The organism is Rhizobium pantanalense, from assembly GCF_030182525.1.
Lineage (GTDB): Bacteria > Pseudomonadota > Alphaproteobacteria > Rhizobiales > Rhizobiaceae > Rhizobium.
Window position 1 is genome coordinate 233,787 of the sequence record NZ_JAQJCH010000002.1, and the last position, 13,839, is coordinate 247,625.

Here is a 13,839-nt window from a genome sequence, read left to right on the forward strand (position 1 = left end):
TGCTTCAAGCGATCAGTCGCCGCGACCTGCGGATATGGAAGTTTCCGCCTATGCACATTCGCTATCGTTCGAACGGTTCGCCGAGTGAGGCGACACCATTGAGCTTCAGGAGCCGGCGATCTACGGAGATGATGCCAAGGACGATGATCGTCACGAGATAGGGCAGGCATGCGAGCAATTGCGAGGAAATTGCGAGCCCGCTGGCCTGCGCCGCAAGACCCATCAGCGACACCGCACCGAACAGGCAGGCACCCAGGAAAATCCTGGATGTCAGCCAGGTTCCAAAGACAACGAGGGCAATGGCAATCCAGCCCCGGCCGGCGATCATGCCGTCCGCCCAGAGCGGTGTATAGATCGTCGAGGCATATGCGCCGGCAAATCCGGCCATCATGCCGCCAAACGTAACTGCCGCGAAGCGGATCGAGACAATGGGATAGCCGATGGCATGCGCAGCTTTCGGATTTTCACCGACGGCGCGAAGGATAAGACCAACTTTGCCATAGGCAAACATCGCCCATATGCCGATCGTCACGACAAGCGAGATCCAGACGACGATATCCTGACTGAAAAGGCCCCCGACGACCGGAATTTGCGAAAGCCCGGGAATTGCGATCTTCGGCAAGGTGGTGACGGTCAGGCTCTCATAACTCTTGCCGAACAGCGCGGAGAGGCCCTGGCCGAGAATGCCGAGGGCAAGACCAGCCGCAACCTGGTTCGCGTTGAAGCCCAGTGTGATACCGGCAAAAATCATGGAGAGGAGCGCACTTCCGAGACCGGCCGCAAGAAAGGCGAGAAGATGACCGCCGCCATGATAAACGACAATGAACGCGATGACGGCGCCAACGGCCATCAAGCCCTCTACGCCGAGGTTCAAGACGCCTGCGCGCTCAGCAACAAGCTCGCCCAGGGCTGCCAGCAGAAACGGCGTTGCGGCTGCCATCATGCCGGCTAGAATGAACTCGACGGCGCTCATGATGCGCTCCGCGCGGGTGTAGGGCGCCAGACGATGCGATAGCGCACGAAGGCGACGGCGATGAGATAGATAAGGAGCAGGCTGCCCTGGAACACGCGGACGGCTGCAATCGGCAGGTTGGCGGAGACCATGGCGTTATCGCCACCGATATAGAGCGCTGCCATGATGATCGCGGAGATGACGATGCCGATTGGATTGAGACCGCCAAGATAGGCAACGATGATTGCCGCGTATCCATATCCGGTCGAGATCGAACGCTGCAGCTGGCCAAGCGGTCCGGCAACTTCGGCGGCACCCGCAAGGCCGGCTGCCGCTCCGCCAATGATCAGCGACAGCCAGATTGCCCAGCTCTCCTTGAAGCCGGCATAGCTTGCCGCCCGGGGCGCCAGCCCGCCGACCTGCAATTTATATCCGGCGAAGCTCTTCTGCATGAAGATCCATGCCGCGATCGATAGGCCGGCCGCGAGGATGAGCGAGACGTTGACGCGCGTTCCTTCGAACAGGATCGGCACCATGGCATCGTACTGGAACATGACGGACTGCGGGAAATTGAAGCCGCCCGGATCTTTCCACGGGCCGAGAAGAAGATAGTTGAGCAATTGCGCGGCAACGAAGCTCAGCATCAATGAGACGAGGATTTCATTGGCGTTGAGCCTAACGCGCCAGAAAGCGGTGAGAGACGCCCATAGAGCGCCACCGAGAGTGCCGAGCAGCAGCATTGCGGGCCACATCCATTGGCCTGTTGCCTGCGGCATCCAGATGGGTATGGCGGAGGCGAAGATTGCGCCGAGAATGAATTGGCCTTCGGCGCCGATATTGAAGACCTTCGCGCGAAAGCCGATTGCGAGACCCTGTGCAATCAGAAGCAGGGGGCCGGTCTTCAGCAATACTTCCGAGAACGAGGCCCAGGAGACGAATGGCTCGATCAGCATGGCATAGATCACCCCCATCGGATCACGACCCATCGCGACATAGAGGCCGAGATTGAGTGCGATGGTGACGATGAGGGCGATCGGCGGCGCGAGCAGCTTTGCGGCGAACGAGGCTCGATCGCGGCGGACCAAGCTGGGAAGGATTGTAGAAAAGGAACGGCTCATGCGAATGCCTTTTCGCCTTGGGGCTGTGCGCCGATCATGTATCGACCGATCTCCTCAGCTTTCGTATCGCGGGTGACGAGTGGCGGGCTCAGCGTGCCGTGGTAAAGGACCTGGATGACGTCGCTGAGCTCGAACAATTCCTCGAGCTCTTCCGATATGACGAGAATTGCCATGCCTTGATTGCGCAGCTCGATCAGCCGCTTGCGAATGGCGGAAGCCGCGCCGACATCGACGCCCCAGGTTGGTTGCGCAAGAAACAGCAGTTTCGGGGCGAGCATGATTTCGCGGCCAACGATGAACTTCTGCAGGTTTCCGCCGGAAAGCGAGCCTGCTTCCGCATCGGGGCCGCGCGTGCGCACGTCATAATTCTGGATGCACTCCTTTGCGAAGTCCGTTGCCTTCGCTTTGTCGAGGAGACCATGCTTGACGAGTTTCAAGGGATGGGCCGTCAGCAGGCTATTGAGCGTTAAAGACATTTCGGGAACGGCGCCATGCCCAAGCCGATCCTCCGGAACAAAGGCAAATCCAAGCTTCCGGCGGCTGGCGGCTTCGAGGGTGCCGACATCCTGCCCCATCATGAAGATCTGATCGCGCTTGTCTCGGGGCAGGGGCGTTTCCCCGGAAATCAGGGCAGCAAGCTCCTTTTGCCCATTCCCGGAAATGCCGGCAATGCCCAGGATCTCGCCGCTGCGCACCGTCAGGCTGATGCTGGAGAGCGGCATGCCAAAGGGGTCGTCCGGGCGGTAATCGAGACCGATGATTTCCAGGCGCTTTTCACCCTCGGCCAAAGTCAAGGCCGGTATCGCTTCCGGCATGTCGCGGCCGATCATCATGCGGGCGAGATCATGGGCGTCGTGCTCGCGCGGATCCACACGCCCGGTCACGCGTCCACCGCGCAGGATCGTGGCTTGGTCGCACAGGGATTGGATTTCTTCCAGCTTGTGCGAGATGAAGAGGATCGAGACGCCGCCATCGCGCAGGCGGCGCAGCGTATCGAACAGTTTCTCGACGGCCTGCGGCGGCAGGACTGACGTTGGCTCGTCGAGGATCAGCAGCTTCGGATCGGTCATCAGGCATCGGATGATTTCCACCCGCTGCCGCTCGCCAACAGACAGTTCGTGCACATGGGCGAGCGGATCGACTTCGAGACCGAATTCATCCCCCAATGTGCGGATGCGTTGCGCAAGTTCGGCCCTGCGGCCCGCCGCGATCAAGCGAATGTTCTCGACGACCGTCAGGTTCTCGAACAGCGAGAAATGCTGAAAGACCATCCCGATGCCGGTACGCCTCGCCTCCGCAGGGGAGGTAAGGCCGAGAGGTTGTCCACGCCAGGCGATGGTCCCTTCGTCCGGCTGTTCGACGCCGTAGATCAGCTTCATCAGGGTCGATTTTCCGGCGCCGTTTTCTCCGAGGATGGCATGGATCGAGCCCTTGGCCACATCCAGGTCGATATGCTTGTTGGCATGGACTTGGCCGTAGCTTTTGGAGATGCCGCGCAGCGACAGCAGCGGGATGGTCATGATTTGATTACTTCGGCAAAGGCGTCTTCACACCTTTGACATGCCAGTCCATCGCGACGATTTGGGCATCCGTGAGTGTTGCGCTCGAAGCCGCTCCTTCGCTTCCATCGGCCTTGGTGATCGGGCCGGTGAATGGCGAGAAGCTGCCGCTAGCGATCTTCGCTTCGACCTCTTTGATCTTCGCCATGGTGTCGGCCGGGATCGCCGGGCTCCAGTCGACCACTTCAACGACCTTGTCAGCAACGCCGAGGAAAGCATTGGCGCCCTTGAAGGTGCCGGCGAGATGGGCGTCGACCGATGTCTTGAAGAAGGGCGACCAGTCTGTGGACACGCAGCCGAGATAGGTTTTCGGCGCATATTTCTTCATCGAGGAATTCAGGTTGAAGGCATAGACACCGGCTTCTTCGCAGGCCGATATGACCGAGGGCGTGTCTTGCGCATTCGAGAAGATCACGTCGCAACCCTGCGAGATCAAAGCCTTGGCCGCTTCCTGTTCCTTGGCCGGATCGAACCAGGAATTGACCCAGACGACCGATACTTCGATGTCCGGCTTCACGGCCTGTGCTCCGAGGGTGAAGGCGTTTACCGATGTGATCAGTTCGGGAATCGCGAAGGCGGAAACCGAACCGAGCTTGCCCGTCTTGGAGACGGCGGCCGCCGCCATACCGAGCAGATAGGTTCCCTGAAAATATTTGGCTGCAAACGGCGAGAAATTCGGTGCGACCTGGAAGCCGGAGGCGTGCAGGACGCTAACCTTCGGATTGCGGCGGGCCACCTGAAGCGCGCCGTTTTGATAGCCGAACGAGCCGGCGATCAGGAAGTGGTTTCCGTCGGCGACCGTCTTGTTCATGATGCGGTCCGCATCCGGGCCTTCGGCGATGTTCTCGATCACCGTTACCTTGACCTTGTCGCCATAGGCGGCCTTGATCGGATCGAGGCCAGCGGCCAGCGCATGGCCCCAGCCGACATCGCCGATCGGCGAGGGCACGACGAGCGTGATGCCGAGCGGTTCGGCAGCGGCAAAGGCGGAGCGACCGGTGAAGGCCGTTGCGAGGCTTGCAACGGCCGCGCTCTTCATCAATGTTCTGCGGGTCAGATTCTTCTGCATCCCAGTTCCCCTTTTTGGTTTTCAGAATTCTACTGTTGCAAGAGCCGCTTCGGCCGCCGCAAACAGCGCGGCCTCGTCCAGTCCGGTGAATTCACCGTTTTGCCAGACGATGCGTCCGTTGATCATGGTCAGATCGGTAGGCATGCCGATCCCGACCTTGGCAATCAGGCTCAGCGGGTCATGCCGCGTCCCGACATAATCCATCCGTCGCGTATCGATCGCGAAGAGGTCGGCGGCCATTCCCGGGGCGAGACGCCCGATATCCGTACGCCCAAGCAGACTTGCGCCTCCGCTTGTCGCGTACTGGAGAAAGTCGAGCGAGGCGGGGGCGGCGTGCTGACGCGTCGAGGCGGTCAGGCACTGCAGCATGTAGGCGGAATGGATGCAGTGCATGAGGTTCGAGTTGTCGTTCGATGCCGCTCCATCGCAACCGAGGCCGATACGCAGTCCGAAGGCCTGCATTGCCGGGATGTCGGTCACTTCGGCGCCGACGAGGTAAACCGGCTCCGGACAATGGGAGACGCCGGTGCCGCTTGCCGCCATCTTGCGCAACTCGTCATGCGTCAGTTCCCAGCAATGGGCGTAGAATGCATCAGGGCCGGCAAAGCCCAATTCGGTGCAGTAATCGACCGTGCGCATGCCATGCCGCGCCTCGATAACGGGGCTTTCGCCTTCGCCGACATGAGTGTGCATCCGCACGCCGCGATCGCGCGCCAGCGCGACCGACTCGAGGAAGGTTTCGCGATAGCAATTGACCGGCTGGCAGGGTGCGACCACTACCTGGCGCATGCTGAAGGGGCTGGCATCGTGATAGCTATCGATCAGCCGGGCGCAATCGGCGATGAATTCATCCGTGGTTTCGAGCATGGCGTCGGGGATCGTCGACCCCTCGGATTTCGGCAGGGTGTTGCCGCCGCGGCCTGCGTGAAAGCGCATGCCGAGAAGGTCGGCTGCCTCGAACTGGCGATCAATCAGGCGTTTGCCCGCATGGCGGGGGAAGCAATATTGATGGTCGAAGGCTGTGGTGCAGCCGTGCTTGATCATCTCGGCCATGGCGGTGACCGAGGAATGATAGAAGCAATCCTCCGTCAGCCGCGAGAAGATCGGATAGATGCGATCGAGCCATTCGATGACCGAAAGCTTCGTCCAGTCGAGGTCGGCCCGGTTGCGCACGAAGCACTGAAAGAAGTGGTGATGGGTGTTGACGAGCCCCGGATAGACGAACCAGCCGGATGCGTCCTGGACGATCGTGCCCTCGGGCAGGGCATTCAGCGACAGGTTCTCGCCGATCGCCTGGATCGCCGGACCTTTGGTGAGCAGGTCGACGTTTCGGCGTACGCTCGGTCCCTTGCCCTCATCGACGATCACAGCGGCGCAATTTTTCAGAAGATAGCCGGTCATTTCATCACGTCTCCGCTGCCGGATGCGGATCGGGTTTCAGCTCGTGCAGACGGTGAATGCCGGGCATTTCGATGAAACCGGGCAGGCTGCGGATGGCGCGCATCCAGAGCCGGATCAAGGGATAGGGATCAAGCGAGATGCCGCCGTCGGGCGCAAGCGCCACATAAGGAAAGCAGGCAATATCCGCGATCGTCGCCCGGTTTCCTGCGAGGAATTGCATGCCGCGTTCGCCCTGCTCGAAGAGGCCTCCTTCCAGCTCGCGCAACGCCGCGATCCCTTGCGCCTGCAATGCCTTTATATTCCCCGGTCGCAGGAGCATTTCGTGGAGCCGCGCACCACCAAGATTGGCTGTCAGGCGATGGGAGAAGGAGAGCCATTGCTGCACGTGAGCCGTTTCCTGCGGCGAACCCTGCCCCAGCCATTCCGGCGCAGCATTGGCAGCGAGATAGGCAAGCATTGCCGAGGATTCCGTGAGCACGAGATCGCCATCTTCGAGGATCGGGATGGAGCCTGCCGGATTGAGCGTCAGAAGCTCCGGCCCGCGATGCTCCGCGCCGGGATGGAAGTCGACCGGCCGGATGTCGAGCTTGATGCCCAAGATCGCGGCCATGAGCCGTACCTTGTAGCAACTCGGCGATAGAACATAATCATAGAGCTTCATTGTGCGACCAACTGTGCGCCGTAGGTATAGTTGTGGCGCTTGAGCCATCGCCGGTAGGCGACCGAGGTGAGGTCGGCCCTTGTCGGAATTTCCATGCCGGGATCGAGCGGAAGAAGCGCGGGTATCTGGTTCTCGAGAATCGAGCGATCCTGCAGGAAGATCGTCTGTTGAAAGTGGATGAGGTCCGTCATCGGCGTTTCGTCATCGAAGAGCGCCATCCAGGGCCATACGTCGCATAGGTCTTCGGCAAGAGGCTGGACGAACAAGGTGATGACGTCCCATTCGCTGGGGCGCGGAGGGCATGTCTTGTAGAGGACGGAACAGGTCGGGGCCGGCACGCGGTACATATATTCGGTCGTAATACCGCCGGTCGCGGATTTTGCAGCCTGCGGCTGGTAGAATTTTACCTGCGTTGCCCAGACTTCATCGACGCTCTCGCGGATCTCGACCTTGTAGTTTTCGACCTCCGTATGTGGCTCCGCGCCGAGGATGTCGGTATGGACAAAGGGAAAATGCGCGATGTCGAGAAAGTTCTCCACGGCACGCAGCGGCGAACAGCGCACGCGAACGACGCCGACATCGACGAAGCGGCGACCCGGCTGGTCGGCCTCCGGAATGGCAAAAAGCTCCTTCTCCGGCGTTCCGAGGGAGGACCAGACATGGCCGTACTGGACGCGAATGGGGAGGGTTCTTCCTTCGGCGGTCGTCACGCGGGCATTGCCATCCTGATCGCGGGCGACCTCGATCGCCTCGCCCATCAGCCAGGTCCTGTTTCCCTTCGCGCTGAGTTGGCTGAAGAGGCCGACCGGATACCATTCATCGATCATCGCGCCGCCATTCATCATGCACTCTCCCTTTGGCGCTCTTCCGCCGTGCGGCGGATGGATTCGACAATCCGGGATGCTGCAACGCGATCTGCCGGGCTGCGATCCCTATCGATCATGAGAAGAATGAGCGTATGCTTTTCCTGTGGCGCCAGCAGCAGCCCGATCCAGGGAAATTCCGGCAGGCGGACCAGCCCCCTCGAGTCGACCTTCACGCCCGTTGCGACCTCGATTGCCGCGACATCCGCCTCCACGCTCAGAGAGCGTAAGGGAACAAGCTCGTCGAGCTGTGGAGGCTGCGTGGTCGGTTGTCCGACGGCTGCCCATAAGATACCGCCCGCTTCTTCGATCTGCTGGACGGCGACGCGGATGGTTTCCGGGGGAAGCAGATCCGGATGGGCGGGAATGCGGACGCATGCACCTGACAGCGAATAGCTCCATCCGTGATAGATGCAGGAGAGTGCCTCGCCGCGGACGAAGCCATGCGACAATCTCATCCCGCGATGCGGACAGCGGTCGGAAGATGCAGTTGCACGACCCGACTGACTGCGCCATAGGGCGATCGGGCCAACCGATGTCCAGGCCGGTATGACGGTTCCTGGTGGCAGATCGGAGGAAAGGGCGACTGGCGCCCAGGATCCAGCCCCATCAAATGGCATGGTCTTAACTCTCTAATTTCACCAATGGCTTAGCGCCGCTGGTCATAGGCAGGCGCCGATGCCTGCATCCCGTAGCGCTTAAAGGTTTTGCATAAATAATTCGCATTGGCAACGATGATTAAATAAAAGGCAATAGATCAGGAATTTCTAAGATGCGATAGCTGCGGCTCATTCATGACCCTACGCTGGATTTCCTCGACCCAGACCTCGATCGGACCGAGTGAGCAGCCCATTTCCAGCATGTCGATCAGTTCCACAGGCCCGGTGACCTCAAGTTCGATCCGGTCCGCATCGGAATGGAAGAATGTATGCGAAAGTCCGAGCTTGTTGGCGTGACGCTGGATCCACAGGACGAATGAGGCTGCGTTAAGGTCGCCCAGTATCGTCATGCGCTCCCGAAATTCACCTTGCGGCACGTGCATTCGCCAATGATCCTTGCCTTGCATCAAGATGACAGAATAACCGCTTCGTGGGTTTGCGAAAGGGGTCATCTTGCAAAGCAATGCTCCGCTGTCCTTGTGGACAACGGAGCTTGAAGCTGTGTCAATTCTTGACCGTATCTTCAAGGAAGAAGCGGCCGAGGGGGTTTTGATGGAAATTATCGATATTCTTGCGCGCGACGTTGATATAGGGGCTGTAATAGAGGTCGATCCAGTTGACGTCGTCCTTCGCCATCTTCTGCAAATCGATATACATCTGCTCGCGCTTCTTCGGATCCAGCTCCAGCCGTGCCTTGGCAACGAGATCCTTTACCGCATCATTCTTGTAGTTGGTCATGTAGTTGTTGTTGGAATCGTGACCGAGAACGAATGTCGTCTTCTGATCCGGGTCGAGAATATCGTTGGTCCAGTAGTTGACGGAAATGTCGTAGTCGCCAGCGATGGTCATGTCCCATTCCTGGCTGGGGTCCACCTTTTGCAGGTCGGCAGTAATGCCAGCCTTGGCGAGTTGCTGCTGGACCAGCACGGCCGTCTGTTCATCCACTTCATCGCCGGCGCGAATGAGGTATTTTAACGTGAGATTGGAGACGCCGGCCGCCGAAAGCATCTGCTTGGCCTTCTCCGGATCGTAGGGGCGTTGCGGATTATCCGCATAGTAATACAAGGCGCCCTTGGGGATGTAGGAATTGGCGACGGTGCCCTGATGGAAGGTAACGGCGTCGACGATCGCCTTCTTGTCGATCGCCATGTCGAGGGCCTGGCGGACTTCCTTCTTGCCGAGGTCGCCATGGGCGTGGTTGATCAGCAGGTGATCCTCACGCGTGGAAGGATCGATCAGCACGTTGAGGTTCGGGTCCTTTTTCAGCTCTTCGACGCGCGAGAACGGAACGAAAATGGCGGTATCGAGCTGGCCGGCCTGCACATTCAGCATCCGGGTGTTGTCGTCCGGTACCGAAATCCATTCGACGCCGTCGAGCTTGACGCGGTCGGCCTGCCAGAAATTCGGGTTCTTCTTCAGGATGATGCGGTCGCCGCGGCGCCATTCTTCAACAGAGAAGGCGCCTGAGGCGATCGGCTTTTCCGCATAGGCATCCGGCCCCATCGATTCCATCCCGGCCTTCGAGATGACCGATGCGTTCGGCAACGCCAGCGTCGAAAGGAAAGGCGCCGATGCATGTTTGAGCTTGATCGTCAGCGTGTGCGGATCAGTCGCGATGGCGGTATCGATCACCTTGTATGAGTCGCTCCAGAGCGATGCCTTGTCGTCGCGGATGCGCAGCAGGCTGAAGGCTGCATCGTCAGCCGTCAGCGGCGAGCCATCGGAAAATTTCGCGTCGCGGATCTTGAAGACATAGGTGAGGCCGTCATCCGAGGTCGTCCAGCTTTCCGCGAGACCCGGTTCCAGCTTCGTCCCCGTCTTGTCGACGCGCACAAGAACGTCGTAGACGTTGGAGAATACCCAATTGTCGATATTCTGCGCCGTCTTGATCGGGTCGAACGTCGTCGAATCCTCACGGCGGCCGATGGTCAGCACGCCGGCGGCTTCTGCATAGCTTGCGCTCAGCGTCAGGCCGGCGAGAATGGCGGCAAGCCCGATTGTCTTCCACTTGTTGGTCATGAATTCGTTCCCTTCGTTGTTATCGCATGCGTTTGGCTGATTGGGTCTGCCCGGCCTGTGCCGCGTCGCGTTCGCCATGCAGGGGCCTGTCCGGATCGATATCGGGAATGGCTGCAATGAGCGCTGCGGTATAGGCATGCTTCGGGCGAGAGAAGATTTCCTGCGAGCGGCCTTCCTCGACGATCTCGCCGCGATACATCACGACGGTCCGCTCACAGAGGTCGCGCACGATGGCGAGATCGTGGGCGATGAAGATCAAGGTCAGGTTCATCCTGCGCGTCAGCTCACGGAAGAGGTCGATGATCTGCGCTTGGATGGTGACATCGAGGGCAGCCACGCATTCGTCGGCGATGATAAGCTTCGGGTCGACCGCAAGCGCCCTTGCAATGCCGGCGCGCTGACATTGGCCGCCGCTCATGCTGCGCGGCTTGCGATCCGCGAATTCGCGCTCCAGCCCGACGAGATCGAGCAATTCGCCTATGCGTGCGGGGATCTCAGCCTTTGCGAGCTTGCCCTGGACTTTCAGCACCTCGGCAAGCGTCTGGCCGATCGTCAGGCGCGGGTTGAGTGCGTTGAACGGGTCCTGGAACACCATGGCGGTTTCGCGCCGGAGCCTTGCGAGGCTGGCGCTCTTCCGCTGGGTCAGATCGACACCGTCGAAAGTGACATGGCCGGAGGAAATCGGGGTAAGGCCGAGAATTGCACGGGCAAGCGTGCTCTTGCCGCTGCCGGATTCTCCCACGATGCCGATGGTTTCGCCCGGCATGATCTGCAGGCTCACGCCGGAAACGGCGCTGACCGTCTTTGCCCCGCTGCCCTTCAAGAAACCGCCACTGACTCTGAAGTCGACACGAAGGTCATCGATTTCGAGAAGTGGCTTGGCTGACCTCTCCGGCCTTGTGGATTCCGGCTGCGTCATCGCCGCTTCGTCAGGCAGGGAAGGGTGGCTGTTGATCAGATCGATCGTATAGGGATTTTCAGGCCGGCTGAGGATCATCCTTTTGGGACCCTGTTCAAGCAGCCGGCCGCTGCGCATGACGGCGATCCTGTCGCAGGTCTGGGCGACGATGCCGAGATCGTGGGTGATGAGAATGATCGAAAGCCCGCGCTTGTCGCGGATGTCAATCAGGAGCCGCAGGATCTGCGCCTGGATGGTGACGTCGAGCGCTGTCGTCGGCTCATCGGCGATCAGGATCTTCGGATTACAGGAGAGTGCGACGCCGATCATGGCACGCTGCCGCATTCCGCCGGAAAACTCGTGTGGATAGCTGTCATACTGCCTTTTTGGATCAGGAAAGCCGACCTGCTCCAGGATCTCGGTTGCGGCTGCGCGCGCCTCGCGTGTTTTGAGACCTTGATGGTAGCGGATGCCTTCGGCGATCTGGTCACCGGTGCGCATGACGGGATCGAGATGGCTCGTCGGATTCTGGAAGATCATACCGATCTCGCCGCCACGCACCTCAAGCATTTCGGCATCGCTGATTTCCGTGAGCTCTCGCCCTTGGAGCTGAATGGAGCCGCTTTCGATTTTCAGAAGCGACGAGGGTAGCAGCCGCACCAGCGAGCGGCACAGAAGGCTCTTGCCCGAGCCGCTCTCGCCGACAAGACCGAGAATCTCGCCCTTGCCGAGATCCAGCGAAACGCCGTCGATCAGTGTGCGGGCACCGTCGTCCAGGCGGGCCTTGACCACGAGGTCGCGGACGGAAAGTAGGGAGTCGCTCATTCATGCACCCCCAGCAGCTCGCCGAGCGCGTCGCCCAGCATGCTGAAGCCGAAGGCGAGGCAGACGATGGAAAGGCCGGGAAACAGCGTGATCCACCAGGCCGTGGTGATGAAGCTCTGGCCTTCCGCAACCATGACGCCCCATTCGGCGAGCGGCGGCTGAACGCCGAGGCCGAGATAGCTGACGGCCGCACCGCTTAGGAGCACGAGTACGGCGTCCGACATGGAAAAGACGATCGAACCGGCAATGGCGTTCGGTAGCAGATGGCGAAACATGATCCGGGGACGGCTGAAGCCGAGGCTGACGGCAGCAACGGCATAATCGCTGCCTTTCAGCACCAGCATCTGCGCGCGGATGAGGCGGGCATAGGATACCCAACCCACGAGCGCCATGGCGATATAGAAGCTGCTCAGTCCCGGTCCCAGAATGGCGATGATCGACAGCATCAGCACCAGGAAGGGGAAGGCCAAGATGATATCGACGATGCGCATGAAGAGCGCATCGACAATGCCGCCGAAAAAGCCGGCGATGGTGCCGACCGTAGTGCCGATGAGAAACGGGAAAAGCACGCCGATCACGGCGATCTGCAGATCGATGCGCGTACCCCAGATGACGCGCGAAAGGATGTCTCGTCCGAAATTGTCAGTGCCGAACGGATGCAGGAACGACGGTGCCTGCAGACGCATGTCGGCATTCTGGAATATCGGGTCATAGGGAGCGACGATCGGTGCTGAAATCGCCAGAAGGAGGAAGAACAGAAGGATGCCGCCGCCGAGCGTCAGCGTGAGGTGCTTCCCAAAAAACCTGTTCCAGCCGAGGGATGCGGTCGCTGTTGTCTCGATGCTCATAGTTTCACCCGCGGATCGACGGCGACCGTGACGATATCGGCGAGGAAGTTGACCAATACCGTGGCGCAGGCGAACACCATTGCAACCCCTTGAACGACCATGTAGTCGCGCGAAAAGATGGCGCGCACCAGCAGTTGGCCCATGCCGGGCAGGGCAAAGACACTTTCGACGACGACCGTGCCGCCGATCAGCCAGCCGATGTTGACCGCAAGCAGGTTGATTGATGGCACCAGCGAGTTCGGCACGACATGCCGCCAGAAGACGATACCCTCCGGCATGCCGCGGGCGCGGGCCGCAGTCGCCACATCCGATTTAAGAGATTCGATCATCGCCGACCGCAGGCTGCGGGTCAGCACCGTCGAAAGCGATAGCGCAACGGTCAGAGCCGGCAGGATGAGATGAGCGATCTTCTCGCCGATCGTCGAGCCGTAGCCCGAGACCGGCAGGATGCCGAGTTGGACGCTGAAGAGGATGATCAGCATCAGCCCCAGCCAGAAGGGCGGAAAGCCGATGCCGAAGGTCGAGACGACGCGCACGATATGATCCGGTGCGCGCCCGACATTGCGCGCGGCAATCGCCGACATCGGCACGGCAATCAGGATCGATAGGATGACGCTCGAGACGACCAGTGCGATCGTCGGCTCGATCCGCGTCGAAATCAGCGGCAGCACGTCGATCTTGTAGAGGATCGATTTACCCATCTCGCCATTGCAGAGGTTTTTGATGAAATAGAAATATTGCAGCCACATCGGCTGATCGAGGCCATATTGCGCGCGAATGCTGGCAAGTGCGGCCGGCGTGGCGCGCGTGCCGAGGATATTGCGCGCGGGATCGCCGGGAATGAGGCGCACCAGAACGAAGGTGATGACGCTGATGCCGAAGAGGACAGGCAGGAACTGCAGCGGCCGTGTCAGTACGAATCTATAGCGATGCATAGCGGCGATCGCCCCCTTGTCGTCGGTGGGAT

13 protein-coding genes are annotated in these 13,839 nt (G+C 60.1%); all 13 read right to left on the reverse strand.

Features of this window, described 5'->3' with window-relative positions; translation table 11 throughout:
* Window positions 1-61 precede the first annotated feature (61 nt).
* Entirely contained in the window at window positions 62-973 is a 912-nt protein-coding gene (locus PH558_RS07175) for an ABC transporter permease (RefSeq protein WP_113407514.1), read from the reverse strand.
* Window positions 970-2,070, reverse strand: coding sequence for an ABC transporter permease (locus tag PH558_RS07180; protein ID WP_285203042.1), 1,101 nt, complete (start codon window positions 2,068-2,070; stop codon window positions 970-972). Before PH558_RS07180 ends, PH558_RS07175 begins: the two co-directional genes overlap by 4 nt.
* Entirely contained in the window at window positions 2,067-3,590 is a 1,524-nt protein-coding gene (locus PH558_RS07185) for an ABC transporter ATP-binding protein (RefSeq protein WP_285203044.1), read from the reverse strand. The genes PH558_RS07180 and PH558_RS07185 overlap by 4 nt, the downstream gene beginning before the upstream one ends.
* A gap of 7 nt (window positions 3,591-3,597) precedes the next feature.
* Window positions 3,598-4,698 carry a BMP family ABC transporter substrate-binding protein gene (locus PH558_RS07190; RefSeq protein ID WP_269244728.1) on the reverse strand — a complete coding sequence of 367 codons (1,101 nt, stop codon included), beginning with the start codon at window positions 4,696-4,698 and terminating at the stop codon, window positions 3,598-3,600.
* Between the two features lie 21 nt (window positions 4,699-4,719).
* Entirely contained in the window at window positions 4,720-6,099 is a 1,380-nt protein-coding gene (locus PH558_RS07195) for an amidohydrolase (RefSeq protein ID WP_285203048.1), read from the reverse strand.
* A 4-nt stretch (window positions 6,100-6,103) separates the two neighbouring features.
* Window positions 6,104-6,760: a glutathione S-transferase family protein gene (locus PH558_RS07200; protein ID WP_285203049.1), complete on the reverse strand. Its 657-nt coding sequence runs from the start codon at window positions 6,758-6,760 to the stop codon at window positions 6,104-6,106.
* Window positions 6,757-7,602 (reverse strand): aromatic ring-hydroxylating dioxygenase subunit alpha, encoded by an 846-nt coding sequence (locus PH558_RS07205; protein ID WP_285203789.1) that lies wholly within the window; start codon window positions 7,600-7,602, stop codon window positions 6,757-6,759. The genes PH558_RS07200 and PH558_RS07205 overlap by 4 nt, the downstream gene beginning before the upstream one ends.
* A complete protein-coding gene (locus PH558_RS07210; RefSeq protein ID WP_285203053.1) occupies window positions 7,602-8,243 on the reverse strand; it encodes a Rieske (2Fe-2S) protein in 642 nt (213 codons plus the stop codon). The genes PH558_RS07205 and PH558_RS07210 overlap by 1 nt, the downstream gene beginning before the upstream one ends.
* A gap of 137 nt (window positions 8,244-8,380) precedes the next feature.
* Window positions 8,381-8,665 carry an acylphosphatase gene (locus PH558_RS07215; protein WP_285203054.1) on the reverse strand — a complete coding sequence of 95 codons (285 nt, stop codon included), beginning with the start codon at window positions 8,663-8,665 and terminating at the stop codon, window positions 8,381-8,383.
* A gap of 121 nt (window positions 8,666-8,786) precedes the next feature.
* Window positions 8,787-10,301 (reverse strand): ABC transporter substrate-binding protein, encoded by a 1,515-nt coding sequence (locus tag PH558_RS07220; protein WP_285203055.1) that lies wholly within the window; start codon window positions 10,299-10,301, stop codon window positions 8,787-8,789.
* A gap of 19 nt (window positions 10,302-10,320) precedes the next feature.
* Window positions 10,321-12,024 carry a dipeptide ABC transporter ATP-binding protein gene (locus PH558_RS07225; protein ID WP_285203057.1) on the reverse strand — a complete coding sequence of 568 codons (1,704 nt, stop codon included), beginning with the start codon at window positions 12,022-12,024 and terminating at the stop codon, window positions 10,321-10,323.
* Complete coding sequence (locus tag PH558_RS07230; RefSeq protein ID WP_285203058.1) at window positions 12,021-12,872, reverse strand: ABC transporter permease; 852 nt, start codon at window positions 12,870-12,872, stop codon at window positions 12,021-12,023. The genes PH558_RS07225 and PH558_RS07230 overlap by 4 nt, the downstream gene beginning before the upstream one ends.
* Window positions 12,869-13,807, reverse strand: a complete 939-nt coding sequence (locus PH558_RS07235; protein WP_285203059.1) for an ABC transporter permease — start codon at window positions 13,805-13,807, stop codon at window positions 12,869-12,871. Before PH558_RS07235 ends, PH558_RS07230 begins: the two co-directional genes overlap by 4 nt.
* Window positions 13,808-13,839: the final 32 nt, after the last annotated feature.

Coding starts and splice junctions, on each gene's coding strand:
- PH558_RS07230 (WP_285203058.1), bottom strand. CDS start 12,872: ATGAGCATCGAGACAACAGCGACCGCATCCCTCGGCTGGAACAGGTTT.
- PH558_RS07180 (WP_285203042.1), bottom strand. CDS start 2,070: ATGAGCCGTTCCTTTTCTACAATCCTTCCCAGCTTGGTCCGCCGCGAT.
- PH558_RS07235 (WP_285203059.1), bottom strand. CDS start 13,807: ATGCATCGCTATAGATTCGTACTGACACGGCCGCTGCAGTTCCTGCCT.
- PH558_RS07200 (WP_285203049.1), bottom strand. CDS start 6,760: ATGAAGCTCTATGATTATGTTCTATCGCCGAGTTGCTACAAGGTACGG.
- PH558_RS07220 (WP_285203055.1), bottom strand. CDS start 10,301: ATGACCAACAAGTGGAAGACAATCGGGCTTGCCGCCATTCTCGCCGGC.
- PH558_RS07205 (WP_285203789.1), bottom strand. CDS start 7,602: ATGAATGGCGGCGCGATGATCGATGAATGGTATCCGGTCGGCCTCTTC.
- PH558_RS07175 (WP_113407514.1), bottom strand. CDS start 973: ATGAGCGCCGTCGAGTTCATTCTAGCCGGCATGATGGCAGCCGCAACG.
- PH558_RS07225 (WP_285203057.1), bottom strand. CDS start 12,024: ATGAGCGACTCCCTACTTTCCGTCCGCGACCTCGTGGTCAAGGCCCGC.
- PH558_RS07195 (WP_285203048.1), bottom strand. CDS start 6,099: ATGACCGGCTATCTTCTGAAAAATTGCGCCGCTGTGATCGTCGATGAG.
- PH558_RS07210 (WP_285203053.1), bottom strand. CDS start 8,243: ATGCCATTTGATGGGGCTGGATCCTGGGCGCCAGTCGCCCTTTCCTCC.
- PH558_RS07190 (WP_269244728.1), bottom strand. CDS start 4,698: ATGCAGAAGAATCTGACCCGCAGAACATTGATGAAGAGCGCGGCCGTT.
- PH558_RS07185 (WP_285203044.1), bottom strand. CDS start 3,590: ATGACCATCCCGCTGCTGTCGCTGCGCGGCATCTCCAAAAGCTACGGC.
- PH558_RS07215 (WP_285203054.1), bottom strand. CDS start 8,665: ATGCACGTGCCGCAAGGTGAATTTCGGGAGCGCATGACGATACTGGGC.